This window comes from Azospirillum sp. A29 (assembly GCF_042604625.1).
Taxonomy (GTDB): domain Bacteria; phylum Pseudomonadota; class Alphaproteobacteria; order Azospirillales; family Azospirillaceae; genus Azospirillum; species Azospirillum palustre.
Window position 1 is genome coordinate 543949 of the sequence record NZ_CP170466.1, and the last position, 25784, is coordinate 569732.

Below are 25784 nucleotides of genomic sequence, written 5' to 3' on the forward strand. Positions count from 1 at the left end.
TTACTCCGCCGCCAGAGCCTCCGCCGGCACCGGCGGGGTCCAGCGCAGCACCGGCTTGCGGGCGGCGGCCGTCTCGTCCAGGCGACGGCGCGGCGTCAGGCGCGGAGCGGCCTGGAAGTAGGCGACGTCACCCGACTTCGCCCGCTCGGCCAGCGCACGCAGCGCATCGACGAACTGGTCGAGGCTGGCCTTGCTCTCCGTCTCGGTCGGCTCGATCAGCAGGGCACCGTGGACGACCAGCGGGAAATACATGGTCATCGGGTGGAAGCCCTCGTCGATCAGCGCCTTCGCCATGTCGAGCGTGGTGACCCCCGTCCCCTTCAGGAACCGGTCGTCGAACAGGCACTCGTGCATGCACGGCCCCTCGAAGGAGGCCGTCATCACGTCCTCCAGCCGCGCCATGACGTAGTTGGCGTTCAGCACCGCATCGCCCGACGCCTGCCACAGCCCGTCGGCGCCGTGGCTCAGCATGTAGGACAGCGCGCGGACGAACATGCCCATCTGGCCGTGGAAGGCCTTCATGCGGCCGAAGGCCTGGCCGTCGCCGACGGTCTCGACCAGCGCGAAGCCGTTCGTCCCGTGGGTGACGTAGGGCACCGGGATGTAAGGCGCCAGCGACTCTGCAAACACCACCGGCCCCGACCCCGGGCCGCCGCCGCCATGCGGGGTGGAGAAGGTCTTGTGCAGGTTGATGTGCATGACGTCGATGCCGAGGTCGGCCGGACGCACCCGCCCGACGATGGCGTTGAAATTCGCACCATCGCAGTAGAAATAGGCCCCGGCCGCATGCACCGCCTCGGCGATCGCGACAATGTCGCGTTCGAACAGGCCGCAGGTGTTGGGGTTGGTCAGCATCAGCCCGGCCACGTCGGGACCGAGCTTGGCCTTCAGCGCCTCCAGGTCGACGCGGCCGTCGGCGGTCGCCGGGATGGCATCGACGCTGTAGCCGCAGGCCGCGGCGGTTGCCGGGTTGGTGCCGTGTGCGCTTTCCGGCACCAGGATCTTGGTGCGGCCGCTGTCGCCCTTCGCCTCATGCGCGGAGCGGATCGCCATGATGCCGCACATCTCGCCATGGGCGCCGGCGGCGGGCGCCAGCGTCACGGCGGCCATGCCGGTCAGCGTCTTCAGCCAATAGGCCAGCTGGTCCATCAGCTCCAGGGCGCCCTGAACCGTGCTGACCGGCTGCATCGGGTGCACGTCGGAGAAGCCCGGCAGCCGCGCCATCTTCTCGTTCAGGCGCGGGTTGTGCTTCATCGTGCATGAGCCCAGCGGATAGAACCCGCTGTCGATGGCGTAGTTCTTCTGCGACAGGCGGGTGTAGTGGCGGACCACCTGCGGCTCGGCGAGGCCGGGCAGCCCAACCCTGGCGCGCGGCTTCACCGCCCCCAGGCGCGAAGCCACCTTCGGCACGTCCGGCAGATCGACGCCGGTGCGGCCGGCGCTGTCCTGTTCGAAGATCAGCAGCTCTTCGATCTGGAGACCGCGGTTGCCGGTGACGGTGCCGGTCACGCCGTCGAACGAGGCGGCGCCGGCCGGAATGGCCGACGGACGGCCCTGGTTGTTCATGCTCATGCCAGAACCTCACTCAGAGCGGCAGCGAAGGCGTCCATGTCGGCGTCGGTGTTGGTCTCGGTGACGGCGACCAACAGAAGGTCTTCCATCTCGCCCGGATAGAGGCGCGACACCGGCACGCCGCCCAGGATGCGGCGCTTGGCAAGCTCCTCGACCACCGCTGCGGCCGGCTTCGGCAGCTTGACGGTGAATTCGTTGAAGAAGCCGTCGTTCAGCACCTCGACACCCGGAACCGTTGCCAGCTTGTCGGCCATCTGGACCGCCTTGGCATGGTTCAGCTGAGCCAGCTGCGTGATGCCCGCCTCGCCCAGCAGGCTGACATGGATTGAGAAGGCCAGCGCGCACAGGCCGGAGTTGGTGCAGATGTTCGAGGTCGCCTTCTCGCGGCGGATGTGCTGCTCGCGGGTGGAGAGCGTCAGCACGAAGCCGCGGCGGCCGTCGGCATCCACCGTCTCGCCGCACAGGCGGCCCGGCATCTGGCGGACATACTTGTCCTTCACCGCGAACAGCCCGACATAGGGGCCGCCGAAGTTCAGCGCGTTGCCGAAGGACTGGCCTTCCGCCGCGACGATGTCGGCGCCCATGTCGCCCGGCGGCGTCAGCAGCCCCAGCGACAGCGCCTCCGTCACCACGACGATCAGCAGGGCGCCCTTGGCCTGACAGGCGGCGGCCAGATCGGTGTAGTCGCGGACATGACCGAACACGTCCGGGTTCTGCACGACGACGCAGGCCGTCTTGTCGTCGACCAGCGCCAGCAGATCCTCGCCGCCGGTCGGGGCGGCCGGCAGAGCCACCGCCTCGAAACCGATGAAGCGGGCGTCGGTGGTGGTCACGTCGCGGTAATGCGGGTGCAGGCCGCCGGACAGGATCGCCTTCTTCCGCCGGGTGACTCGGTTGGCCATCATGACGGCCTCGGCGCAGGAGGTGGCGCCGTCATACATCGAGGCGTTGGCCACATCCATGCCGGTCAGCAGCGCGACCTGGGTCTGGAATTCGAACAGGACCTGAAGCGTGCCCTGGCTCACCTCCGGCTGGTACGGCGTGTAGGCGGTCAGGAACTCGCCGCGCTGGACCAGATGGTCGACGGTGGCCGGCACATGGTGACGGTAGGCGCCGGCGCCGAGGAAGCTCGGCACCGATCCCGCCGGCACATTCTTGGCGGCCATGGAACCGAGCAGCCGTTCGACCTCAAGCTCGCCCATATGGTTGGGCAAGCCCCCGATCGGGCCGGCCAGACGGGCCGCCTTTGTAACGTCGCGGAACAGGTCTTCGACCGATGTTGCGCGGATGGCCTCCAGCATCGACTGCCGGTCGGCCTCGGTCAGGGGCAGATAGCGCATGTTAGTGGGATTCCTCCACGAAGGCCTTGTAGGCCGCTTCGTCCATCAGGCCATCCAGTTCGGAGGCGTCCTTGAGCTGCAGCTTGAAGAACCAGCCATCGGTCTCGGCAGCGCTGTTGACCATCGACGGGTCGTCCACCAGGGCCTGATTGGCCTCCACCACGGTGCCGGACACCGGGGCGTAAACGTCGCTGGCGGCCTTCACCGATTCGACGACGGCGGCTTCCTTGCCCTTCTCCAGCACGCGGCCGGCCTCGGGCAGCTCGACGAACACCACGTCACCCAGCTGGCCCTGGGCGAAGTCGGTGACGCCGACGGTGGCGACATCGCCATCGACCTGAACCCACTCGTGGTCCTTGGTGAATTTCTTGCTCATCTGAATGTTTCCCTGTTCGAAACGGTTGCTTGGATTGGCGACGCCGGGGCATCAGCCCCGGTAATAGCGTTGCGGCACGAAGGGCGTGGCGGCGACACGTGCGGGCAGCGGCTTGCCGCGCACCACCAGCGTCAGCGGCGTGCCGACCGCGGAATTCGCGATGTCGACATAGCCCATGGCGACCGGCGCCCCGGCGGTCGGGCCGAAGCCGCCGCTGGTGATCTCGCCGATGACGGTGCCGTTGGCATCCTGGATTTCGGTGTGCTCGCGGGCCGGCTGGCGGCCTTCCGGCTGGATGCCGACGCGGCGGCGCGCGGCGCCCTCGGTCAGCTGCCGGTGGATGATGTCGTAACCGGGGAAACCGCCCTCGGCGCGGCGGCGCTTCGGCAGGGTCCATTCCAAGGCCCCTTCGACCGGCGTCGTCGTGGTGTCGATGTCGTGGCCGTACAGGCAGAGCCCGGCCTCCAGCCGCAGCGAGTCGCGGGCGCCCAGCCCGATCGCCTCGACCTCCGCTTCGCCCAGCAGGGCGCGGGCGATCATCTCCGCATCGGCCTTGTCGCAGGAGATCTCGTAACCGTCCTCGCCGGTGTAGCCGGAGCGGGTCAGGATCACCGGCACGCCCTTGAAGGTGGCGGACAGATAGCTCATGAACTTCATGGTGGCGGCTTCCGGGACGAAGCGGGCCATCACCTCGGCCGCCATCGGCCCCTGGAGCGCCATCAGCGCCAGATCGTCCAGCAGCTCCACCTCGGCCTTGCCGGCCAGCTTCTCGCGCAGATGGGCGACGTCCTGCTCCTTGCAGGCGGCATTCACCACCAAGAACAGGTGGTCGCCGGCATTGGTCACCATCAGGTCGTCGAGGATGCCACCCTGCTCGTTCAGGAACAGCGTGTAGCGCATGCGCCCCTGCGCCAGCCCCTTGATGTCGCCGGGAACCAGCGTTTCCAGGGCGGCGGCCGGATCGGCGCCGGTCAGGCGGACCTGCCCCATGTGGGACACGTCGAACAGCCCGGCCTTCTCGCGGGTGTGCTGGTGTTCCTTGAGGATACCCAGGGGATACTGCACCGGCATGTCATAGCCGGCGAAGGGGACCATGCGGGCGCCAAGCTCGACATGGAGCGCGTGCAGCGGGGTGGTCTTGAGAGCGGTTGCGGCCTCGGTCACGCTGGTCCTCCGACAGGGTTACGGCACCCGCACCGGGATCGGTGCGGATCGCTGCCCCCTCTGTCTTGGACCTGAGAGATTCACCGCCGTCCGGTCGAGCCGGGCACCCGGTTTACTCCTTCGGTGAGTCGCGGCGACTGGGCGCCGAGGCTGCTTTCCAGAGTTGCCTTATCCCCTTGCGGTCCTTTTGCCTGAGAGTTTCCGGGGGCGGTTGCTCCTTCGGCGCCACCTGCGGACCTGTCGATTTACGACAAGCTCACAAGCGATCTCTCCCGCGAGGGATCATCGGCGTGATGGCGGCACACTGTCGCGAATGGACAGGTTTGTCAATTGGAGGGATTGGGCGCCAAGCCTATCCTCTCATCGGCCGTCATCCCCGCGAAGGCGGGGGCGACGGTCGAAAAGAGAAGGCGACGGCACCGATGGACAGAAGCGCTTACTTCTTCACCTGCGTCCGGTTGAAGTTCAGCTGCTCCGGCGTCAGCTGGAAGCCGAGATAGATCTTCCAGTCCTTGGCGTTGGCGTCCTTGGGCAGCGGGATCTTCGGCGTCAGTTCCTCGCGGGTGCCGGCGCGCGGCTGGCCGGGGACGAAGGTCACGTCGGTGTCGAAATAGGCCTTCGACACCAGCGTGTCGTCCGGCTGGGCCAGCGCGACGAAATACTGGTACTTGGCCGTAGCGCCCTGGAGCGCCGGACCGCGTTCCGCCACCAGATAGACGTTCACGTTCACAGTGACGCCGCTGCTGGTATAGTCGCAGCTGCCGGTGAAATCGGTCAGGGCGGCGCGCGACTCCAGATCGGTCAGATCCTTGCCGCCGGGACGGAACACCGTCACTTCCTGCAGGTCGCGGACGATGTTGACCTTAGGGCAGGCCAGCGCTGCTTCCGACGGGTTGGTTGGCCCCAGCCCCATGCCGGAGCAGCCGGAAAGCACCAGAACGGCCCCGGCCGCGAGCAACGCAGGGCGGCCCATCCCAAAGAGGGGCGCCAGCGGGCTTTTCCGGGCGGGGGTTCCTATATTACGGTCGCGGCGGTCCATCGGTTCGGCCTGATCGGTTAACGGGCTGTTGGATCGCGACTTTAGTGTCCCAGCTTGACCGGCACAAGACCGCGCGGCGGTTCTATCCCTTGTGACCGTTCAGCACAGGATTACCTAAGGGCGACCTTCTCCACGCAAGGGCGGTACAGCGCATATGACCACGACCAATTCCCCAACCCGCCAGCCCCTTACCATCCTGCTGGCGGCACCGCGCGGTTTCTGCGCCGGGGTGGACCGGGCGATCCAGATCGTCGAGACGGCGCTGGAGCGCTTCGGGGCGCCGGTCTATGTGCGGCACGAGATCGTCCACAACCGCTTCGTGGTCGAAAGCCTGGAGGCCAAGGGCGCCGTTTTCGTCGATGAGCTGACCGAGGTGCCGGACGGCCGCCCGGTGGTGTTCTCCGCCCATGGCGTGCCGAAATCGGTGCCGCAGGCGGCCGAGGCGCGTGGGCTGTTCTATCTCGACGCCACCTGCCCGCTGGTCAGCAAGGTCCACCGCGAGGCCGAACGCCATTACGAGGACGGCAAGCAGATCGTCCTGATCGGCCATGCCGGCCATCCCGAGGTCATCGGCACCATGGGCCAGCTGCCTGCCGGCGCCGTGGTGCTGGTGGAGACGGTGGCCGATGTCGCGACGCTGGAGGTGAGCGACCCGGAAAACCTCGCATACGCCACCCAGACCACCCTGTCGGTCGACGAGACGACGGAGATCCTGGCCGCGCTCCAGGCCCGTTTCCCCGCCATCGCCGGGCCGAAGAAGGAGGACATCTGCTACGCCACCACCAACCGTCAGGCGGCGGTGAAGGCCATCGCGCCGAAGGTGGAGGCGCTGCTGGTGCTGGGCGCGCCGAACTCCTCCAACTCCAAGCGTCTGGTGGAAGTGGCGAAGACCCATGGCTGCCCGGCCGCCCAGCTGGTCCAGCGCGCCGCCGACATCGACTGGAGCGCCCTGGCCGGCGTCGCCCGCCTCGGCATCACCGCCGGCGCGTCCGCCCCGGAAGTTCTGGTGGAGGAGGTCATCGAGGCCGCCCGCAGCCGCTTCGACGTGACGGTGGAGGAGCTGCGCACCGCGACCGAGAACATCGTCTTCAAGCTGCCACGCGCGTTATCGGTGGAGCAGGAGGCGGTCTGAGGGGGCATCGCCCCCTCCCTCACCCCTGCGCCACCTCCAACAGCCCCTCCACGTCGACGACGCTTTCCAGCCGGTCCGCGACCGCATCAAGCGCCCGCTCGACCGCGACGCCATAGCCGAGATCCGACCCGGCGCCTCCCAGCCGGCGCAGATAGGCCGACCGGAAGCCGTCGGCGGTGAACAGGCCGTGCAGGTAGCATCCCGCCACCCGTCCGTCCGCCGACTCCGCCCCATCGGTTCCACCGCTGGCAAGCTCCAGCATCGGCCGCGCCCGGTCGGCTCCCTCCGTGCGGCCCATATGCATCTCGTAGCCCGCCACCGTAGCGCCGGTGCGCCGCTCGGTCCCGCGGGCCTCCTCCAGCACCTTCGGCCCCTTCAACACCGTCTCGACATCCAGCAGCCCGAGCCCGGCCGCCTCGCCAGGCGGGCCTTCGATGCCGTCGGGATCGGCGATGCGCCGGCCCAGCATCTGGTAACCGCCGCAGATGCCCAGCACCCGGCCGCCGCGCCGCCAATGGGCCATCAGGTCGATGTCCCAGCCCTGTGCCCGCAGGAAGGCGAGGTCGGCGATGGTCGCCTTGGTGCCGGGCAGGATGACCAGATCGCAATCGCCCGGCAGCGGCTGGCCCGGACGCACCATGGTCAGGGCAACGCCCGGCTCCTGCGCCAGCGGATCGAAATCATCGAAGTTGGCGATCCGCGACAGCATCGGCACGGCGATGCGCAGCGCCCCGTCGCCGGCTTCCCGCGGCCGGTCGAGCGCCACCGCATCCTCGGCCGGCAGGATCGCCGCCTCCCTGAGCCAGGGCACCACGCCGAATCCGCGCCAGCCGGTCTGGTTCTCGATGATCCGCAGCCCTTCATCGAACAGACGAACATCGCCGCGGAACTTGTTGATCAGAAATCCCTTAATCCGCTCCTGTTCAGATTTCGGTAAAAGTGCGTGGGTGCCGACCAGACTGGCGATCACGCCGCCGCGGTCGATGTCGCCGACCAGCAGAACCGGCACGTCGGCGGCGGTGGCGAAGCCCATGTTGGCGATGTCGCCGGCCCGCAAATTGACCTCTGCCGGGCTGCCTGCCCCCTCCACGACAACGATGTCGGCCTCGCCCCGCAGCCGCTCGAAACTGTCCAGAACGGTGCCGAGCAGGTCGCGCTTGCGTGCCTGATAGTCTGCGGCGCGGGCGGTGCCGACGACCACGCCGCGCACCACCACCTGACTGCCGACGTCCGACTGCGGCTTCAGCAGCACCGGGTTCATGTGGACGCTGGGCGCCACGCCGCAGGCCCGCGCCTGGAGCGCCTGGGCGCGGCCGATCTCGCCGCCGTCGGCGGTGACCGCGGCATTGTTGGACATGTTCTGCGGCTTGAACGGCCGGACGCTCAGCCCGCGCCGCACCAGCGCCCGACACAGCCCGGCCACCAGCAGCGACTTGCCGACGTCGGAGCCGGTGCCCTGCAACATGATCGCCCGGGATCGCATCGGCTGCGACCGTATCGGCTGTGACGGCATGGCGTCAGAACTCGATGCCGGCCTGGGCCTTCACCCCGGCCTCGAACGGGTGCTTGACCAGCGTCATCTCGGTGACGAGGTCGGCGGCGGCGATCAGTTCCGGCTTGGCGTTGCGGCCGGTGATACAGACATGCAGGTCCGGCCGGCGGGCGGCCAGCGTCGCCAGCACCTCGTCCAGCGGCAGATAATCCATGCGCAGCACGATGTTCAGCTCGTCCAGCACGATCAGGCGATAGCGCGGATCGGCCATCAGTTCCTTGGCCTTGGCCCAGGCAGCTTCGGCGGCGGCAATGTCGCGGGCGCGGTCCTGGGTGTCCCAGGTGAAGCCCTCGCCCATTGTGTGGAAATCGACCAGATCCTCGAAGCGCTCCAGCGCCACCGTCTCGCCGGTGGACCAGGCGCCCTTGACGAACTGCACCATGCCGACGCGCATGCCGTGGCCGACGGCGCGCATCATCAGGCCGAAGGCGGCGGTGGACTTGCCCTTGCCCTTGCCGGTGTGGACCATCAATAGACCCTTCTCCACCGTCTTGGAGGCGAGCGCCCGCTCCTGCAATGCCTTGCGCCGCTTCATCTTCTCGGCATGGCGGCGGTTCAGCTCGTCTGTATCGGCCATCTCGGCGGTCATAAGGAGGTTCCCTTCACGAATATCGGCAGACCGGCGACGGTCAGCACGACGCGCGGCGCCACGGCCGCGATGGATTGGTGCAGGCGGCCGGCATGGTCGCGGAAGCGGCGCGCCAGCACATTGTCGGGTACGATGCCGAGCCCGACCTCATTGGAAACGAGCACCACCCGGCCGGGCAGCGTCGGCAGAAGTTCCACCAGCGCCGCGGTTTCCGCAGCGATGTCGGCCTCGGCCATCATCAGGTTGGTCAGCCACAGCGTCAGGCAATCGACCAAGACGCTGGTACCCTCGGCGGCATGCCGGCGCAGCACCCCGGTCAGGTCGCGCGGCTCCTCCACCGTCGTCCAGTCCGGGCCGCGGTCGTCGCGGTGCTTCGCCACCCGCTCGGCCATCTCGGCGTCCCACACCTGCGACGTGGCGATGTAGACCCGCGGCCCACCCAACGCCGTCACCAGCCCCTCGGCATAGCGGCTCTTGCCCGACCGCGCACCGCCCAGCACCAGTGTGACGTCGGCACTCTTTCCCCTGCCCATCATTCCCAGACAGTCCCGTCGCGGCGGTGATAGGCACCGTCGCGCCAGACCATGTCCTCGTCGGAATAATCGATCGCATCGCCGCCACTGCGGTCGCCGACCTCCAGATAGCTGGCCGGCCGGTCGCTGCGGTTGATCAGCCGGTGGCCATCGGCGACGCCCTGCGGAAAGCCGGCGCACATGCCGGGGGTCAGCAGCGTCTCGCCGGCGTCGGTCACCAGCGTCAGCTCGCCCTCCACAACATAGACGAACTCGTCCTGCCGGCTGTGCCAGTGGCGCAGGGCGGAGGAGGCGCCGGGCGCCAGCGTGGTCAGGTTGACGCCGAAATTGCTCAAGCCCAGCGGGTCGCCCAGCACCACCCGGTGCCGGCCGGCGACCTGCGACCGGAAGGGCTGCGGATAGTCGGTGGCGCCGGTCTCGGCGGTCAGCGTCGCGGGATCGAGGACCGGTGGATTCGGCACGGGTGCTCTCCGGTTCTGTGGTGCGGGTCTGGACTGTCGCAAACCGCACCGGCGGCGTCAAACGCTGCCAAGTCCCCTTACAGAGCAGGCCCTTACAAAGCAGGGTTGCCGGGACCGTGTCTGGACAGGCGCCGTTTCGCCCACCATGCTTATTGCAACGCACAACAACAACCTGCGATCCGATGTCCCACCTGGAAATCATCAGCCGCCATCCCGCCAAAACATCTCCCTCCGGCACTGCCAAGATGCCGCCGCTCCTGTTCGTCCATGGCGCCTTCAGCGGCGCCTGGATCTGGGACGCCAAGTTCCTGCCCTGGTTCGCCGAACGCGGGTGGGAGGCGCACGCCGTCTCGCTCCGCGGCCACGGCAACAGCGAAGGGCGCGACCGGCTGCATGATTTCGGCATCGCCGACTATGTCGACGACGTGCTGGAGGCAGCGGGCCGCCTGTCCGCTCCCCCGGTGCTGATCGGCCATTCCATGGGCGGCATGGTGGTGCAGCGCGCGCTGGCGAAGAGCCGCTTTCCGGCCGGTGTGCTGATGGCGTCGGCGCCGCCCTATGGCCTGCTGACCTCCACCATGAGGCTGGCCTGGCGCTCGCCCTACGTGTTCCAGCAGATGTCGATGCTGATGGCTTTCGGCGAGACCGCGATCAACCCCGACGCCATCCGCCGCGCCATGTTTTCCGACAAGATGCCGCACGCCGAAGCGGCCAAATATGAGAGCTTCCTGCAGGAGGAATCGCGCCGCGTCCTGCTCGACATCGGCGGCTGGATCACCTTCCCCGTCCTGCCGCCGCGCGACATGCCGGTGCTGGTGATGGGGGCCGAGGAGGATCTGCTGTTCCCGCGCGCGGAAATCGTCGCCACCGCGATGGCGCTGGGCACCCAGCCGGTGTTCATGCCGGGCATGGGCCATGCGATGATGCTGGAACAGGACTGGCAGGCGGCGGCCGAGCGTCTGGAGAGTTGGATCGCCACGACCGTGACGGCCGAAGCCGCCCCGTCCGGCTCCGCCGTCTGACCCTGCCCGGCCCTAGACCTTCGGCCGTTCCGACCGTGAATAGTTGCTGAAGTGCCCCTCTCTTGAGGCCTGCCGGCGGGCGGACCGAAGGATGGCGCCGGACTTGCCCTCCGGCCCCACGTTCGACAGCTGGCGGGTCAGGTCGGCACCGCCGCAGGACGGGCAGGCAGGCGTCTCACCGGAGCGGACCAGGGTCTCGAACCCCTGGCCGCAGGACTGGCAACGGTAGGAATAGAGCGGCATCACACCCTCGCGGAACGGATCGCACCGGTCCGAGCATGCCGCAATACCCACAACAAGAAAACGGTTTTGTTGCGCCGCAACAGCGGAGCAGTCAGGCCGCCGCTCCGCCGAAATCGAATCCGGCCGCTTCGACCGCCTGCCGCACCAGTTCGGCCGGGATGCCGCCGGCGACCACGACGGTGCCGGTTGCAAGATCGACGGTCACCGCGGCATTGGGGGCCGCCTTGGTGATCGCGTTCGAAACGGAGCGGGCGCAGCCGCTGCAGGTCATCCCATCCACCTTGTACGCATCGGTCATCGTTACTGGCATCGCCACGGGCTTCCTTTGGATCGGGTCAGCCGCCGGCATGGTGCGTCCGCACCACCGCGCTGACCGGGACAAGAACGAAGCCACGCTTTTGCACATCCGGCAACCAGGACGCCAGAGCCTCGATTGTCGCATCGTGCGGGTGGCCGATGGCGACGGCGTAGCCCTGGCGCTTCGCCACCTGTTCGGTCTTGGTCAGCTGGGCCTTCACCGCCGCCACCGTTTCCACATTGTCGAGGAACACGTCGCGCCCGACCCAGGGCATCTTCAGCTCCTGCGCCAGCCCAATTCCGGCGCTGTTGGGCGTCGTCCGGCTGTCCAGCCACAGCAGTCCGCGCCGGTGCAGCTCCGTCAGCACCGGCGCCAGTGCCGCGCGGTCGGCGGTGAATCGGCTGCCCATATGGTTGTTCACCCCGACATAGCCATCGAAGCTGTCCAGCGCCGCGCGGAACCGCTTCACGATTTCGCCCTTGTCCAGCGAAACCAGCAGCGCGTTCGGACCGGGATCGGCCTTCACGCTGGGCTCCATCGGCATGTGCAGCATCAGCTCATGCCCATTGGCGCGGGCCGCCTTCGACTGGACCGACAGGTCGCGGGCATAGGGCAGCCACGACAGCGTCAGCGGACCGTGCAGTCCGGCCATCCGGGACGAGCGCTTGCGGTCAAGCCCCATGTCGTCGATGACGATGGCGATGATCGGCCTGCCCTGCGGAACCTCGGCCGGCAGCGCATTCCTGCGCCACAATGCCGCATTGCCCGAGGGTGCCTGCACCGGCGGCTGGGTCGGGGGAACCGGCGGCGGCAGCATCGCCACGGTGGTGGCGGGCGGGCGTGTTTCCGCCTGGGCCGGCTTTTCCGGCACCGCATGCTCCGGGCCGTCCGCCGCATGCTGGGCAGGCGCCGGGGCTTCCGTCTTCACCGCCGGCAGCGAGGGGGGCGACGGCGGCACGGCTGCCTGCTGGGGCGGGGCCTGCTGGGCCGGACTCTGCTGAACAGGGGCCTGCCGGGCTTGCTCGCCGCCGGACCGGCCACCGGTCAGCGTCGCCACGCCTATCGCCACCGCGAACACCGCAGCGACCGCCGCCAGAGCCAGGACGAAGGGATTCGACAGAAAGGGGGGAAGCGGAACCTTGCGGGCTTTCGAAGGCGCCTTGCGGGCCATGGTTACGATGTCCATCCTGCGACCGGGGGCGGCGCACAGTGGCACCCTGCCGCAGCGACCGCAATTGCTCAAACGACACAGACGGTGGCCGCAACGGCGCCGTCATTCCAACGGCCCGACCAGTCCCCGGAGACCGCCCGATGCGCCCGTTCCTTGTCACCGTCCCGCTGCTGCTGGCCGCCGTCGCCTCGCCGGCACTGGCCGCCGGCGGCCCGCAATGCCCGCCGACCGTCAGCGTGACCGCCCAGCCGGAAGCGCCGGGCGGCTGGGCGCCCTATCCGGGCCGCGACAGCCACAGCTTCATCGGCATCACCCTGATCGAAGGCGACCGCAGCCAGCAGATGGCCAGCAGCTCGCGCACCACGCTTGCGCCCGACAGCGAGACCAGGCACGCGCGCCGCCTGGTCCAGCTCTGGGAGTTCGACGCCGCTCAGAGGGGCAAGCTCTTCGTGCTCTGCCGGTATCGCGGCACCGAGGCGACGCTGGCCGCCGACCTGCCGCGCCAGACCCGCCGCTGCACGCTGACGCTGGAAACCGACATCCGCGGCGACGTTCTGGACGAGCCGAAGACGCCGCCGCAGCTCGACTGCCGGTGAGGACGCGAGGCCCCAGGGCGAAGTTCTGCGCGGAGGCTGGAAATCCGCCCTTTCAGCCGCTAGGGTGTCCATCGTTGGAACAGGGCCGGAACGGCCCGGACGACCCGGGCGAAGGTGGCCGGGCAAAGGTGGAAGGCGGAAGGCGCATGCTGCTGCTCATCGATAATTACGACAGCTTTACCTACAACCTCGTCCATTACCTGGGCGAGCTTGGCGCCGACGTGCAGGTCCGCCGCAACGACGCCCTGACGGTTGACGAGGCGATGGCGCTCCGCCCCGACGGCATCGTCCTGTCGCCCGGCCCCTGCGATCCCGACCGCGCCGGCATCTGCCTGCCCCTGATCGACGCCGCCGCCAAGGCGCGCCTGCCGCTGTTGGGCGTCTGCCTCGGCCATCAGTCCATCGGGCAGGCCTTCGGCGGCCGGGTGATCCGCGCGCCGGTCCCCATGCACGGCAAGGTCGACAACATCCGGCACGAGGGCCGCGGCGTGCTCGCCGGCCTGCCCAGCCCGTTCCGCGCCACCCGCTACCACTCGCTGATCGTCGAGCGCGACACGCTGCCGGCCTGCCTGGAGGTGACCGGCGAGACCGCCGACGGCCTGATCATGGCGCTGGCCCACCGCGAGTTGCCGATCCACGGCGTGCAATTCCACCCCGAGAGCATCGAGAGCGAGCACGGCCACAGGATCCTGCAGAACTTCCTGGATCTGACCCGCCCCCGCCCGGAAAGCGCGCCGCTGGAGACCGCGGCATGAGCGGCGATCTGTCCGACATGAAGGCGATCCTGGGCAAGGTCGCCACCGGCGCCGCCCTGACCGAGGCCGAGGCCGGCTTCGCCTTCGACATCATCATGTCCGGCAACGCCACCCCGTCGCAGATGGGCGGCTTCCTGATGGCGCTACGTGTCCGCGGCGAGACGGTGGACGAGATCACCGGCGCCGCCCGCGTCATGCGCGCCAAGGCGATCCCGGTCGAAGCACCTCCCGGCACCATCGACACCTGCGGCACCGGCGGCGACGGCGCCGGCACCTACAACATCTCCACCGCCGCGGCGCTGGTGGTGTCGTCCTGCGGCGTGCCGGTCGCCAAGCACGGCAACCGCGCCATCTCGTCGAAGTCCGGTGCCGCCGACGTGCTCGGCTCGCTGGGCGTCAACCTCGACTGCGACTTCGCGCTGGTCCGCAAGGCGCTGTGGGACGCCGGCATCGCCTTCCTGATGGCGCCGCGCCACCACCTCGCCATGCGCAACGTCGGCCCGACCCGCGTCGAGCTTGGCACCCGCACCGTCTTCAATCTGCTGGGCCCGCTCGCCAACCCGGCGACCGCCAGGCGGCAGGTGCTGGGCGTCTTCTCCAAGCAATGGGTGGAACCGCTGGCCCAGGTGCTGAAACGGCTGGGCTCCGAGGCCGCCTGGGTCGTCCACGGCTCCGACGGGCTGGACGAGATCACCACCACCGGCCCCACCACCGTCGCCCAGTTGAAGGACGGCGAGGTGACGGTGTTCGAGGTGACGCCGGAGGATGCCGGCTTGGCCCGCGCCCGGATCGAGGAGTTGAAGGGCGGCGACGCCCAGGTCAATGCCGAGGCGATCCACGCCCTGTTCGACGGGGTGCGCAGCCCCTACCGCGACATCGTGCTTCTGAACGCCGCCGCCGCCCTGCTGGTGTCCGGCAAGGCCGCGACGCTGAAGGACGGTGTCGCCATGGCCGCCGACGCCATCGACAGCGGCGGCGCCCGCGACCGCCTGCGCCGGCTGGTCGCCATCACCAACGAGGCAGTGGCCTGATGAGCGACGTTCTGACCCGCATCAACGACGACAAGCGCGCCCTGGTGGCCTCCCGCAAGGCCGCCCGCCCTATGTCGGAGGTGGAGGCCGCCGCCAGGGCCGCCAACGAGAGCAACCCGCCGCGCGGCTTCATCCGGGCGCTGAGCGCCGCGGTCGAGGCCGGCCGCTATGGCCTGATCGCCGAGATCAAGAAGGCGAGCCCGTCCAAGGGCCTGATCCGTCCCGATTTCGACCCGCCGGCCCTGGCCCGTGCCTACCGCGAGGGCGGGGCGACCTGCCTGTCGGTGCTGACCGACGAGCCCTATTTCCAGGGCAAGGACGAGTATCTGGTGGCCGCCCGTGCCGCGGTGGATTTGCCGGTCCTGCGCAAGGACTTCATGGTCGATCCTTATCAGATCGTCGAAGCCCGCGCGCTGGGAGCCGACTGCATCCTGATCATCATGGCGTCGCTGTCCGATGCCCAGGCGGCGGAGATCGAGGACGCCGCCGTCGTCCAGGGCCTGGATGTGCTGGTCGAGGTGCATGATCGCGCCGAACTGGACCGCGCGCTGCTGCTGAGAACGCCGCTTCTGGGCGTCAACAACCGCAATCTCAAGACCTTGGCGGTCGATATTGCGACGACGGAAGAGCTGGCCGCCAACGTTCCGGCCGACCGCATCCTGGTGGCGGAGAGCGGGCTCTACAGCCCCGCCGACCTGGCCCGGATGGCGAAGGTCGGGGCGCGCTGCTTCCTGGTAGGCGAATCGCTGATGCGGCAGGACGACGTCACCGCCGCCACCCGCGCCCTGCTGGCTCCGGTGTGATGCGATGACCGAGGTGGTGGCCGACATGAGAGCCGACGTCCTGATCGCTGCGGAGAGCCCGCGCCAGGATGCCGTGATCGCACTGGTGGCGGCGCTCGACCGCTATCTGCTGGATCTCTATCCGGCGGACACCTGCCACCTGCTCGACATCGGCGAACTGGAGGGACCGGACCTGTGCTTCCTCGTCGCCCGCAAGGACGGCGTTCCGGTCGGCTGCGCGGCGCTCCGCGTCGATCCGGCCGGTTACGGCGAGATCAAGCGGATGTATGTGGATCCCGCCGCCCGCGGACAGCGCATCGGCGAGCGTCTGCTCGCCCGGCTAGAGGAGCAGGCACGGGCAGAGGGCCTGAGCGCCCTGCTGCTCGAATCGGGCATCCATCAGCCCAAGGCGCTGGCGCTCTACCGCAAGGCCGGATTCACCGACCGCGGCCCCTATGCCTGCTACCAAGACAATGGCGTCAGCGTCTTCATGGAAAAGCTTTTGACGGAGACCGTGCGATGACCGGCTTCACCCATTTCGACGCCGAGGGCAAGGCGGTGATGGTCGACGTCTCCGACAAGGCCGACACCGAACGCACCGCCACCGCCGCGGCGACCGTGCTGATGCAGCCGGAAACTCTGGCGCTCATCATGCAGGGCGGGGTGAAGAAGGGCGACGTGCTGTCGGTCGCCCGGCTGGCCGGCATCATGGGAGCCAAGCGCACGCCCGACCTGATCCCGCTGTGCCACCCGCTGATGCTGACCTCGGTCAAGGTCGACCTGTCCTGCGATCCCGCCCGCAACGCGGTGGACGTGACGGCGACCTGCAAGCTGAAGGGCCAGACCGGCGTGGAGATGGAGGCGTTGACCGCCGTCACCGTCGCAGCGTTGACCGTCTACGACATGTGCAAGGCGGTGGACCGCGGGATGACCGTCACCGACGTGCGTCTGCTTCACAAGGCCGGCGGCAAGAGCGGCGAGTGGGGCGCGTCCTCCTCCACCGGAGCCTGACGCCATGATCCCCGTCGCCGAGGCGCGCGCCCGCATCCTGTCGGCCTTCGCCGCCCTCCCGGCGGAGACGGTCGCCCTGCCCGATGCTCTCGGCCGTGTGCTGGCCGAACCGGTGGTCGCCCGACTGACCCAGCCACCCTTCAACGCCGCCGCCATGGATGGCTGGGCCGTGCGTGCCGCCGACATCGCCGCCGCGACCGCCGAGGCCCCCGTCCCGCTGCGCCGCATCGGCGAATCCGCCGCCGGCCACGCCTTCACCGGCAGCGTTGGTACGGGCGAAGCGGTGCGCATCTTCACCGGCGCGCCCCTGCCCGACGGTGCCGACGCCGTGGTGATGCAGGAGGATTGCTGCGCCGACCACGCCACCGTGCGGATCGGCCGCGCCGTGGCCGCCGGCCGCTTCGTCCGCGAAGCCGGCTTCGACTTCACGGCCGGTCAGGAGCTTCTGCCGACGGGCCGGCGCCTGACCGCGCGCGACATCGCGCTGTCCGCCGGCGGAAACGTGCCGTGGTTGTCGGTCCACCGCCGGCCGCGCATCGCCGTCCTCGCCACCGGCGACGAGATCGCCCTGCCCGGCGACCCGCTGGGGCCGAGCCAGATCGTCAGCACCAATGCGCTTGGCCTCTGCGCCCTGGTGACCGCCCAGGGCGGGCTCGCCCACAATCTGGGCGTCGCCAGGGACACGCCGGAAAGTGTGGCGGCACTGGCGAAGGGGGCGGCCGGCTGCGACCTGCTGGTCACCACCGGCGGGGCGGCGCATGGCGATTACGATTTCGTCCGCGATGTGCTGGCCGAACGCGGCGTGGCGCTGGAGGTGCAGACGGTGGCGATGCGTCCGGGCAAGGCGCTGATGTTCGGCCGTGCCGGGTCGGTGCCGCTGCTCGGCCTGCCCGGCAACCCGGTGTCCACCGGCGTCACCGCGCTCCTGTTCCTCCGCCCGATCCTGCGCGTGCTGCAGGGCCTGCCGCCGGAGGATGACCGCCTGCCGCTGCGCGCCCGCCTGACCGGCGCGCTGAGGGCCAACGACCGGCGCGAGGAATATCTGCGCGCCACCCTCGCCGCCGGCCCGGACGGTGTCCTGACCGTCACGCCCTTCGCCCGCCAGGACAGTGCCATCACCACCCTGTACGCCCAGTCCGATTGCCTGATCCCCCGCCCGCCCCATGCCGACCCGGAACCGGCCGGCGCGATGGTGACCGTGCTCCCTTTGACGGATGGAGTGCTCAGCGTCTAGACTTGAACAGAGCGCCGGACATGGCGCTTGGGTGAGGACTGGAACAGGTGAACATCACCCGGAAAACTGTTTCACCGCGTTCCAAATGTTCCACACAAGTTCTAAAAGAAGCCGATGGGGGGCTTGACGCGCAGCAGGAACCAAACTAGAACATGGAGCAACGTTTAGTTTTTGTTCCATCTTCAGTCTGGCCCAAGCCGGGAGGCATCCATGCTCACGCGCAAGCAGCACGAATTGCTGCTGTTCATCCACGAACGGCTTGGCCAGGGCGGTGTCTCGCCGTCGTTCGACGAGATGAAGGACGCCCTGGGCCTGAAGTCCAAGTCGGGTATCCATCGCCTGATCACCGGGTTGGAGGAGCGCGGGTTCATCCGCCGCCTGCCCCACCGGGCCCGTGCGCTGGAGGTTCTCCGCCTTCCCGAGGGTCTTGACGCCTCCCGCAACCGGACCGCGGCTCCCAAGCCGAAGTTCCAGCCCAACGTCATCAAGGGCGATTTCGCCTTCGCCGGCCGCGATACCGCTCCCCCCGCCCCGACCCCGGCCGCCGCGAACGAGACGGTGCAGCTCCCGCTCTATGGCCGGATCGCCGCCGGTACGCCCATCGAGGCCCTGCGCGACAACAGCGCCTTCGTCGACGTCCCCGCCTCCATGCTGACCGGTGGCGACCATTACGCTCTGGAGGTTTCCGGCGACTCGATGATCGAAGCCGGCATCCTCGACCACGACACCATCGTCATCCAGCGCTGCGATGCGGCTGAGAACGGCACCATCGTCGTCGCTCTGGTGGACGAGGGCGAAGTGACGCTGAAACGCCTGCGCCGCAAGGGCAACACCATCGCCCTGGAGCCCGCCAACGCCGCCTATGAGACCCGCATCTTCGGCGCCGACCGCGTCCGCGTGCAGGGCAAGCTGGTCGGTCTGGTCCGGAAGTACTGAGCTTTTTGTGCCCAGCCGCCGATCCCCTCCTCCGTATCCGCGGGGGAAGGGATCGGCGAAGTCCAAGCTGCTCTCACTTTCCTCCGGTCCAGGGCCGATCTCCCCGCAGCCCGCGCACCGTCTCCACCGTTATTCCCTCCGCGGTCACCCTCAGCGCATGCGCGCCCTCATGCCGCAGCACCCAGCGGTCCACCACCAAATCCGCCCGGCAGCGTCGCGCCACCTCCGCCGTCACCACCGCATCGGCTGCCCCGCAGTCCTCATCCAGCGCATCCGGCAGCCGCGGCAAGGCCACCGTCTTTCCCTGCACCCGGTACAGGCAGCCAAGCGCGTCGCAGTCCAGTGACCGCCCTCCCCCGTTCCATCCTCCGTCCGCCGGCCAGGGATCGGCCACCGACCGCTCGCCATCGCGCTCCCGCCAGGTTTCGGTCATCCGCCCGCCGCCCTTGACCGACGCGCTGAGCCGTCCGTCCGGCAGCCTGACCGCCATCACTGGCCCGTCGCCGGCCACCAGCACATCCGGCCGCACCGCCAGCATGGGCGAGGCCAGTCCCGCCAGGACCGGCAGCATTCCCAACCAACGCCACCACCGCGTCCACAGGCACAGCCAGATCCCTCCCATCACCAGCAGCGCGAACCCTTCCGCCGGCATCGCCGGCACGGTCAGCGAAGCCCAGGGGAGACGGCCGAAGAACTCCGCCGTCCAGATCACCGCCCGGTCGCCCCAGTTCATGGCGATCAGCGCCGGTGCTTCCAGTCCGAAGGGCAGCAGCGCGTAGGCGATCAGGCTCCACGGCATGACCCAGAAGGACGTGATGGGAATGGCGATCAGGTTCGACAGCACGCCATAGAAGGCGATCTGCTGGAAATGGAAGAGCGAGAAGGGCAAGGTCGCCAGCGTCGCCACCACGCTGGTCAGCAAAATCCCGCCGACATAGAACAATCCGCGCACGATCCATCCCGCATCGCGCCGCCATTCCGCCAGCCTGACGCTGCCACGCTCGAATGCCGCGATCAGCGCCACCACCGCGGCGAAGGACATCTGGAAGCTCGGCCCCAGCATCCCCTCCGGGTCCATCGCCATGGTGACCAGCCCGGCGAAGGCGACCAGCCGCATGCTCAACGGGTGGCGGTCCAGCATGATCGCCCCCATCACCATGCCGGTCATCAGCACCGACCGCACCGTCGGCAGCGGCGCCCCGACCAGCAGCGTGTAGGCGAGTGCCGACAGGATGCCGAACAGCGCCGCGATCTTCTTGATCGGCCACCGCAGCGCGATGTAGGGCACCGCCGCCAGCAACGCCCGCACGACATAGAACAGGATGCCGGCGGCGACGCCGACATGCAGTCCGGAGATCGACAGCAGATGCGCCAGCCCGCTGTTGCGGAAGTCGTCCATCGTCGCTTCCGGGATGCCGAACTCCTCGCCGTTCAGCAGCGCCGTGGTGACGCTCGCCTCCACCGGATCGCCGATGGCAGCCGCCACCCGCTCGGCAATCGCGCCGCGCGCCTTCTCGAAGGCGATGGCGACCGTGCTCCACCCCGTCACCGGCGGCGCCTCGACCAGTTCCGGCGCACCGGTGGCGAAGCCCGTGCCGCCCAGCCCCATGAACCACGCCCGCCGCTGGAAGTCGAAGGCGCCGGGTTCGGCAGGCGCCTGCGGCGGCAACAGCGTCGCCCGTAGCCGCACCACCGATCCGGGCGCCGGTGCCGGGAAGCGGTCCGACAGGCGGATGCGCACGGCGGCCGGCGTCCGTTCCGGCGCCAGCTTGCTGACGGTCACGTCCCGCAGGGTGATCCTCGTCGCGCCCGGCCGCCGCTCCACCGCCATCACGCGGCCGGTGACGGTCGCACCGGCGATGCTGCGGCTCAGCACCGGTGCCGCCATGCGGATGGTGTGCGCCTGCGCCACCAGGAATCCCGCCGCCAGCATCAAGAGCGCCGTCGCCACGCCGGCCATGGCGAACCATCGCCGCAGCGCCAGCACCAGCACCGCGCAACCGCCGACCGCCGACGCGCCGATCCACCAGTCGGGCTCCTGCCGCAGCCCGAAATAGACCGACACACCCGCCCCGAAGGCGACGGGCAGCCACAGCACCCAGCGCGCGCCCTCCGCCTCCGCGAGCGCCACGAGTCGCCCGCCCATGCGCGCCAGCAGTCGCCGCCAGCGTCCGCCGAGCGCCGCGGGACCGTCGGTTTCCTCCTCCGGCCAGCCGGCGGCCGTCACCGGTAACGGATTCCCGGCGCAGCGATGCCATCTGCGAGCCCCTCAATGACCGTCCATGCGCGCATCGCATTGCCTCCAAGCCGGGTGGCTGTGTTAAACCACGGTGTCGAACCACCGGCGCATCATACCAGCGCCGAACCGGAAATTGAGAGACCGATGACCGTCGTCACCCGCTTCGCTCCGTCGCCGACCGGCTTTCTGCACATCGGCGGTGGACGCACCGCCCTGTTCAACTGGCTGTACGCCCGCAACACCGGCGGTCAGTTCCTGCTGCGGATCGAAGACACCGACCGGCAACGGTCCACCGACGCGGCGGTGGACGCCATCATCGACGGGCTGAAGTGGCTGGGTCTGGATTGGGACGGCGACGTCGTCAGCCAGTTCGAGCGCAAGGACCGCCATGCCGAGGTCGCGCACCAGATGCTGGCCGCCGGCAAGGCCTATCGCTGCTATTGCAGCCCGGAAGAGCTGGAGGAGATGCGCGCCGCCCAGAAGGCCGCCGGCCAGCCAATGCGCTACGATGGCCGCTGGCGTGACCGTCCCGAGTCCGATGCCCCCGCTGGCGTGGCACCGGTGATCCGGCTGAAGGCGCCGCAGGAAGGCCAGACCATCCTGAACGACCTCGTCCAGGGCGAGGTAACGGTGCAGAACGCCCAGCTCGACGACCTGATCCTGCTGCGCGCCGACGGCACGCCGACCTATCTGCTGGCGGTGGTGGTGGACGACCACGACATGGGCGTCACCCACGTCATCCGCGGCGACGACCATCTGACCAATACCTTCCGCCAGATCCAGATCTTCAACTCGATGGGCTGGGACCTGCCGCGCTTCGGCCATATCCCGCTCATCCACGGGCCGGACGGCGCCAAGCTGTCCAAGCGCCATGGCGCGCTGGGCGTCGATGCCTACCGCGACATGGGCTATCTGCCGGAGGCGGTCCGCAACTATCTGCTGCGGCTCGGCTGGTCGCATGGCGATGACGAGATCATCTCGACCGAGCAGGCGATCGAGTGGTTCAACCTGGAAAGCATCGGCCGGTCGGCGTCGCGTTTCGACTTCGCCAAGCTCGAGAATCTGAACGCCCATTACATGCGTCTGGCCGACGATTCCCGCCTGCTCGGCCTGATCGCTCCGCGGTTGGAAGCCGATCTCGGCCGCAGCCTGTCCGAGGCGGAACGCGACCTTCTGACGCGGGCGATGAGCGGGTTGAAGCAGCGCGCCCGCACCGTTGTCGATCTGGCCCAGAGCGCACGCTTCTATGTTGCGCCGCAGCCGCTCAGCTATGACGAAAAAGCAACCGCTCTGCTGGATGAAAAGGGCCGCACTCTGTTGAAGGAACTGGCGGTCGCCGTCGCCGCCGAGCCGGAGTTCACCGCCGCCGCGCTCGAATCCCAGGTCCGCGCCTTCGCCGAGGCACGGGGTGAAAAGCTGGGCAAAGTGGCGCAGCCACTGCGCGCCGCGCTGACCGGTTCGACGGTGTCGCCGCCGATCTTCGAGGTCGCCGAATTGCTGGGTCGGGAAGCGACGCTTTCTCGCATCCGCGATGCAGCGGGTGCAGCATAATGGTCATTTCCGTGCGTTGCCATCGGGCAGCCATGGAACTATGCTGCGCCGACGAAAAAAGGGCACCAAGCCCGACCCTCAACGATAAGGACGTGCCGAGATGACCCAGACTGAGGACGGCAAGGACACCGTTACCCTCATCGACAATAAGACGGGCAAGCAGGTCACGATGCCGATCATGCACGGCAGCGTCGGGCCGAGCGTGATCGACATCCGCAAGCTCTACGCCGAGACCGGCTATTTCACCTACGATCCGGGCTTCACCTCCACGGGCAGCTGCGAATCGGGCATCACCTACATCGACGGCGACGAGGGTGTGCTGCTGCACCGCGGCTACGCCATCGATGAGCTGGCCGAGCATTCGACCTTCCCGGAAGTCTGCTTCCTCCTGCTCAACAACCACCTGCCGACCGCGGCCGAGCGCACGGAGTTCGAGAACATCCTGCGCCGCCACTCGATGGTGCACGAGCAGCTGACCAAGTTCTACAGCGGCTTCCGCCGTGACGCCCACCCGATGGCGATCATGTGCGGCGTCGTCGGTGCCCTGTCGGCCTTCTACCACGACTCGCTGGACATCAACGATCCGACCGCGCGCAAGATCGCCGCGCATCGCCTGATCGCCAAGATGCCGACGATCGCGGCAATGGCCTACAAGTACTCGACCGGCCAGCCCTTCATGTATCCGCGCAACGACCTGTCCTACGCGGAGAACTTCCTCTACATGACCTTCGGCACGCCCTGCGAGCCGTTCAAGGTCAACCCGATCCTGTCCAAGGCGATGGACAAGATCTTCATCCTGCACGCCGACCACGAGCAGAACGCCTCGACCTCCACCGTCCGTCTGGCCGGTTCGTCGGGCGCCAACCCGTTCGCCTGCATCGCCGCCGGCATCGCCTCGCTGTGGGGTCCGGCCCATGGCGGTGCGAACGAAGCCGTTCTGAAGATGCTGGAAGAGATCGGTTCGGTGGATCGCATCCCCGAGTTCGTCCGCCGCGCCAAGGACAAGAACGACAACTTCCGCCTGATGGGTTTCGGCCACCGGGTCTACAAGAACTACGACCCGCGCGCCCAGGTCATGCGCCAGACCTGCCACGAGGTTCTCGGCGAGCTCGGCATCAAGGACGAGCCGCTGCTGGACATCGCGATGGAGCTGGAGAAGATCGCCCTGTCGGACGAGTACTTCATCGAGAAAAAGCTCTATCCGAACGTCGATTTCTATTCGGGCATCATCCTGAAGGCGATGGGCTTCCCGACCAGCATGTTTACCGTGCTGTTCGCGCTGGCCCGCACCGTCGGCTGGATCAGCCAGTGGAAGGAAATGATCGAGGACCCGGTGCAGAAGATCGGCCGTCCGCGTCAGCTCTACACCGGCGACGTCAAGCGGCCGTTCGTGCCGCTGGCCGAGCGTGGCTAACCGGCCCACAGCCCATATCGGAATGGGCGGCTCCAACGGAGCCGCCCAGGACCCGACTGCGTACATCGTTCCGGCCCGGCGGGTGCGTCTGCGCCCGCCGGCCAACGACAACCGGGCGCCGCTTGGCTGGCGCGTCCGCCGGTTGGTCGTCTATCTGCTGATCCTGGCGCTGATCGCCGGGATTGTCTTCGTCTGAGGCAGTCCTTCAGCCCTCGCTTTCCAACGCGAAGCCTTCGTCGATCCAGCCAGTCACGCCGCCGATCATCAGTTTGACCGGCCGCCCGATCCGCGCCAGACGCAGAGCCGCGCGATCCGCCCCGTTGCAATGGGGGCCGGCGCAATAGACCACGAACAGCGTTCCCTCCGGCCACTCGGCCATCCGCCGCTCCGTGATCTTGCCATGCGGCAGGTTCAAGGCGCCCGGTACATGGCCACGCGCATAAGCTGCCGGACCACGGACATCGAGCAGAACAAAATCCGGCGCACCGGACTTCGATGAGTCGTGAACATCCCAGCAATCGGTCTCCAGCGTCAGGCGCTTGGCAAAGTGCGCCTCCGCCTGTTCGGAAGGAGCGGCGGGAATTTCGCTGACGTGACTGGCCATGTTGTCCTCTTCGCAATCGCCGGATGAATGATGAGGACCCAATCATCCCTGTGGCGGCTTCGGCTGGAAAGTGGCGTGATTGCCAGCTATCGTGCAGTTCATGCCAAATACCCTTCCCCCCCTGGCGGTCGCGCTCGCCTATGACGGTCTCTGCACCTTCGAGTTCGGTGTCGCCGTCGAGGTGTTCGGCCTGCCCCGTCCAGAGTTGGGACCGGATTGGTATCGCTTCGCCGTCGCAGCCCTCGACGACGGCCCGTTGCGGGCGATGGGGGGCATCCGCGTCGAGGCCGATGGCGGTCTCGACCTGCTCGACCAAGCCGACATCATCGTCATTCCCGGATGGCGCGGCGCAATGGAGCCGGTTCCCACTGCATTGACTGCCGCCCTTCGACGGGCCGACGCCAGGGGCGCCCGCATCCTGTCGATCTGCTCCGGAGCCTTCGTTCTCGCCGCATCCGGTCTGCTGAACGGCCGCCGGGCGACAACGCATTGGCGATATGCCGCAACGCTTGCGGACCTCTATCCCGACATCCGGGTGGTGCCCGATGTGCTGTATGTGGATGAAGGAAACATCCTGACCTCCGCCGGCAGCGCGGCCGGCATCGACCTCTGCCTGCATCTTGTCCGTCGCGATTTCGGCCCGGAGGCGGCGAACAGCGTCGCCCGCCGTCTGGTTGTTCAGCCCCACCGCGAAGGCGGTCAGGCGCAGTTCATCGAAACGCCGGTGCCGATAGCCCGCGAGGGTGCGCGTCTGGCCCCCCTGCTCGACCATTTGCGGGAGACGCTGGCGGAGGATCACAGCCTGTCCAGCATGGCGTCACGGGCGGGCATGAGCCTGCGGACCTTCCTGCGCCGTTTTCAGGCGATGACCGGCACCACCCCCGGCGACTGGCTGCTGACCGAACGTCTGGCCCGGGCCCGCGAGGTGCTGGAATGCAGCAGCCTGCCGGTGGAGGAGGTGGCAACCTTGACCGGCTTCGGTTCCGCCGCCACCCTGCGCCACCATTTCCGGCAAAGGCTGGGGCTCAGTCCGGCGAGTTATCGGACGCGCTTCCGCCGGCTTCCTATCGATGATCCCGCCGCATCAAAAAAGGGCGCGGCCGTCACCGACCACGCCCTTTCCCGAAAACGGTAAAGTC

Annotated in this window: 28 protein-coding genes and 1 riboswitch; of the genes, 14 read left to right on the forward strand and 14 right to left on the reverse strand. The window is 68.4% G+C overall.

Features of this window, described 5'->3' with window-relative positions; translation table 11 throughout:
* The 5 genes from gcvPB to ABNQ38_RS17430 form a co-directional block, all read right to left on the reverse strand.
* Complete coding sequence (gene gcvPB / locus ABNQ38_RS17410) at window positions 1-1572, reverse strand: aminomethyl-transferring glycine dehydrogenase subunit GcvPB (RefSeq protein ID WP_377809483.1); 1572 nt, start codon at window positions 1570-1572, stop codon at window positions 1-3.
* Complete coding sequence (gene gcvPA, locus ABNQ38_RS17415) at window positions 1569-2912, reverse strand: aminomethyl-transferring glycine dehydrogenase subunit GcvPA (RefSeq protein WP_377809484.1); 1344 nt, start codon at window positions 2910-2912, stop codon at window positions 1569-1571. The genes gcvPB and gcvPA overlap by 4 nt, the downstream gene beginning before the upstream one ends.
* A 1-nt stretch (window position 2913) precedes the next feature.
* Complete coding sequence (gene gcvH, locus ABNQ38_RS17420; protein WP_377809485.1) at window positions 2914-3288, reverse strand: glycine cleavage system protein GcvH; 375 nt, start codon at window positions 3286-3288, stop codon at window positions 2914-2916.
* A 51-nt stretch (window positions 3289-3339) separates the two neighbouring features.
* Window positions 3340-4452: a glycine cleavage system aminomethyltransferase GcvT gene (gcvT, locus tag ABNQ38_RS17425; RefSeq protein WP_377809486.1), complete on the reverse strand. Its 1113-nt coding sequence runs from the start codon at window positions 4450-4452 to the stop codon at window positions 3340-3342.
* 169 nt (window positions 4453-4621) lie between these two features.
* A riboswitch (glycine riboswitch) is annotated at window positions 4622-4737 on the reverse strand.
* A 151-nt stretch (window positions 4738-4888) separates the two neighbouring features.
* Window positions 4889-5410: a hypothetical protein gene (locus ABNQ38_RS17430; protein ID WP_377809487.1), complete on the reverse strand. Its 522-nt coding sequence runs from the start codon at window positions 5408-5410 to the stop codon at window positions 4889-4891.
* A gap of 235 nt (window positions 5411-5645) precedes the next feature.
* On the opposite strand from ABNQ38_RS17430, the gene ispH reads away from it, so the two are divergent.
* Entirely contained in the window at window positions 5646-6623 is a 978-nt protein-coding gene (gene ispH / locus ABNQ38_RS17435) for a 4-hydroxy-3-methylbut-2-enyl diphosphate reductase (protein ID WP_098739949.1), read from the forward strand.
* Between the two features lie 19 nt (window positions 6624-6642).
* Here ispH and ABNQ38_RS17440 read toward each other — a convergent pair whose 3' ends face one another.
* The 4 genes from ABNQ38_RS17440 to ABNQ38_RS17455 are packed head-to-tail and all read right to left on the reverse strand — an operon-like array spanning window position 6643 to window position 9758.
* Window positions 6643-8106: a cobyric acid synthase gene (locus tag ABNQ38_RS17440; protein WP_377809488.1), complete on the reverse strand. Its 1464-nt coding sequence runs from the start codon at window positions 8104-8106 to the stop codon at window positions 6643-6645.
* 34 nt (window positions 8107-8140) lie between these two features.
* On the reverse strand, window positions 8141-8764 hold the full coding sequence (cobO, locus tag ABNQ38_RS17445; protein ID WP_377809489.1) for a cob(I)yrinic acid a,c-diamide adenosyltransferase: 624 nt from the start codon (window positions 8762-8764) through the stop codon (window positions 8141-8143).
* Entirely contained in the window at window positions 8761-9300 is a 540-nt protein-coding gene (gene cobU / locus ABNQ38_RS17450; RefSeq protein WP_377809490.1) for a bifunctional adenosylcobinamide kinase/adenosylcobinamide-phosphate guanylyltransferase, read from the reverse strand. The genes cobO and cobU overlap by 4 nt, the downstream gene beginning before the upstream one ends.
* Window positions 9297-9758 carry a cupin domain-containing protein gene (locus ABNQ38_RS17455; protein WP_377809491.1) on the reverse strand — a complete coding sequence of 154 codons (462 nt, stop codon included), beginning with the start codon at window positions 9756-9758 and terminating at the stop codon, window positions 9297-9299. Before ABNQ38_RS17455 ends, cobU begins: the two co-directional genes overlap by 4 nt.
* A 245-nt stretch (window positions 9759-10003) precedes the next feature.
* Between ABNQ38_RS17455 and ABNQ38_RS17460 the strand changes: the two genes are divergently transcribed.
* On the forward strand, window positions 10004-10780 hold the full coding sequence (locus ABNQ38_RS17460) for an alpha/beta hydrolase (protein WP_377809492.1): 777 nt from the start codon (window positions 10004-10006) through the stop codon (window positions 10778-10780).
* Window positions 10781-10792: 12 nt separating this feature from the next.
* On the opposite strand, the gene ABNQ38_RS17465 is transcribed toward ABNQ38_RS17460, so the two are convergent.
* The 3 genes from ABNQ38_RS17465 to ABNQ38_RS17475 form a co-directional block, all read right to left on the reverse strand.
* Window positions 10793-11023 carry a zinc ribbon domain-containing protein gene (locus ABNQ38_RS17465; protein WP_377809493.1) on the reverse strand — a complete coding sequence of 77 codons (231 nt, stop codon included), beginning with the start codon at window positions 11021-11023 and terminating at the stop codon, window positions 10793-10795.
* Between the two features lie 91 nt (window positions 11024-11114).
* Window positions 11115-11333 (reverse strand): heavy-metal-associated domain-containing protein, encoded by a 219-nt coding sequence (locus ABNQ38_RS17470; protein ID WP_377809494.1) that lies wholly within the window; start codon window positions 11331-11333, stop codon window positions 11115-11117.
* A 25-nt stretch (window positions 11334-11358) separates the two neighbouring features.
* The gene (locus ABNQ38_RS17475) at window positions 11359-12507 is read right to left on the reverse strand and encodes a divergent polysaccharide deacetylase family protein (protein ID WP_377809495.1); all 1149 of its coding nucleotides are present in this window, start codon (window positions 12505-12507) and stop codon (window positions 11359-11361) included.
* A 125-nt stretch (window positions 12508-12632) separates the two neighbouring features.
* Here ABNQ38_RS17475 and ABNQ38_RS17480 point away from each other — a divergent pair, with 125 nt between their 5' ends.
* From ABNQ38_RS17480 to lexA, 8 genes are all read left to right on the forward strand, one after another.
* Entirely contained in the window at window positions 12633-13088 is a 456-nt protein-coding gene (locus ABNQ38_RS17480; protein ID WP_377809496.1) for an STY0301 family protein, read from the forward strand.
* 146 nt (window positions 13089-13234) lie between these two features.
* Window positions 13235-13843 carry an anthranilate synthase component II gene (locus ABNQ38_RS17485; RefSeq protein WP_377809497.1) on the forward strand — a complete coding sequence of 203 codons (609 nt, stop codon included), beginning with the start codon at window positions 13235-13237 and terminating at the stop codon, window positions 13841-13843.
* Window positions 13840-14874, forward strand: coding sequence for an anthranilate phosphoribosyltransferase (trpD, locus tag ABNQ38_RS17490; protein WP_377809498.1), 1035 nt, complete (start codon window positions 13840-13842; stop codon window positions 14872-14874). The genes ABNQ38_RS17485 and trpD overlap by 4 nt, the downstream gene beginning before the upstream one ends.
* A complete protein-coding gene (gene trpC / locus ABNQ38_RS17495) occupies window positions 14874-15677 on the forward strand; it encodes an indole-3-glycerol phosphate synthase TrpC (protein WP_377809499.1) in 804 nt (267 codons plus the stop codon). Before trpD ends, trpC begins: the two co-directional genes overlap by 1 nt.
* A 4-nt stretch (window positions 15678-15681) precedes the next feature.
* Window positions 15682-16179, forward strand: coding sequence for a GNAT family N-acetyltransferase (locus ABNQ38_RS17500; RefSeq protein WP_377809500.1), 498 nt, complete (start codon window positions 15682-15684; stop codon window positions 16177-16179).
* On the forward strand, window positions 16176-16667 hold the full coding sequence (moaC, locus tag ABNQ38_RS17505; RefSeq protein ID WP_377809501.1) for a cyclic pyranopterin monophosphate synthase MoaC: 492 nt from the start codon (window positions 16176-16178) through the stop codon (window positions 16665-16667). The genes ABNQ38_RS17500 and moaC overlap by 4 nt, the downstream gene beginning before the upstream one ends.
* Window positions 16668-16671: 4 nt before the next feature.
* On the forward strand, window positions 16672-17901 hold the full coding sequence (gene glp, locus ABNQ38_RS17510; RefSeq protein WP_377809502.1) for a gephyrin-like molybdotransferase Glp: 1230 nt from the start codon (window positions 16672-16674) through the stop codon (window positions 17899-17901).
* A 210-nt stretch (window positions 17902-18111) separates the two neighbouring features.
* Entirely contained in the window at window positions 18112-18837 is a 726-nt protein-coding gene (gene lexA / locus ABNQ38_RS17515; RefSeq protein WP_200190355.1) for a transcriptional repressor LexA, read from the forward strand.
* A gap of 73 nt (window positions 18838-18910) precedes the next feature.
* Here the strand turns inward: lexA and ABNQ38_RS17520 are convergent, their stop codons facing one another.
* Window positions 18911-21064, reverse strand: coding sequence for a ComEC/Rec2 family competence protein (locus ABNQ38_RS17520; RefSeq protein WP_377809503.1), 2154 nt, complete (start codon window positions 21062-21064; stop codon window positions 18911-18913).
* Window positions 21065-21220: 156 nt separating this feature from the next.
* Between ABNQ38_RS17520 and gltX the strand changes: the two genes are divergently transcribed.
* The 3 genes from gltX (at window position 21221) to ABNQ38_RS17535 (ending at window position 24237) form a co-directional block, all read left to right on the forward strand.
* Window positions 21221-22627: a glutamate--tRNA ligase gene (gene gltX, locus ABNQ38_RS17525; protein ID WP_377809504.1), complete on the forward strand. Its 1407-nt coding sequence runs from the start codon at window positions 21221-21223 to the stop codon at window positions 22625-22627.
* A gap of 100 nt (window positions 22628-22727) precedes the next feature.
* Window positions 22728-24041: a citrate synthase gene (gene gltA / locus ABNQ38_RS17530; RefSeq protein ID WP_376959136.1), complete on the forward strand. Its 1314-nt coding sequence runs from the start codon at window positions 22728-22730 to the stop codon at window positions 24039-24041.
* Between the two features lie 22 nt (window positions 24042-24063).
* The gene (locus ABNQ38_RS17535) at window positions 24064-24237 is read left to right on the forward strand and encodes a hypothetical protein (RefSeq protein WP_158285584.1); all 174 of its coding nucleotides are present in this window, start codon (window positions 24064-24066) and stop codon (window positions 24235-24237) included.
* A 9-nt stretch (window positions 24238-24246) separates the two neighbouring features.
* Here ABNQ38_RS17535 and ABNQ38_RS17540 read toward each other — a convergent pair whose 3' ends face one another.
* A complete protein-coding gene (locus ABNQ38_RS17540) occupies window positions 24247-24645 on the reverse strand; it encodes a rhodanese-like domain-containing protein (RefSeq protein WP_377809505.1) in 399 nt (132 codons plus the stop codon).
* 100 nt (window positions 24646-24745) lie between these two features.
* On the opposite strand from ABNQ38_RS17540, the gene ftrA reads away from it, so the two are divergent.
* Window positions 24746-25780, forward strand: a complete 1035-nt coding sequence (gene ftrA / locus ABNQ38_RS17545; RefSeq protein WP_377809506.1) for a transcriptional regulator FtrA — start codon at window positions 24746-24748, stop codon at window positions 25778-25780.
* Window positions 25781-25784 lie beyond the last annotated feature (4 nt).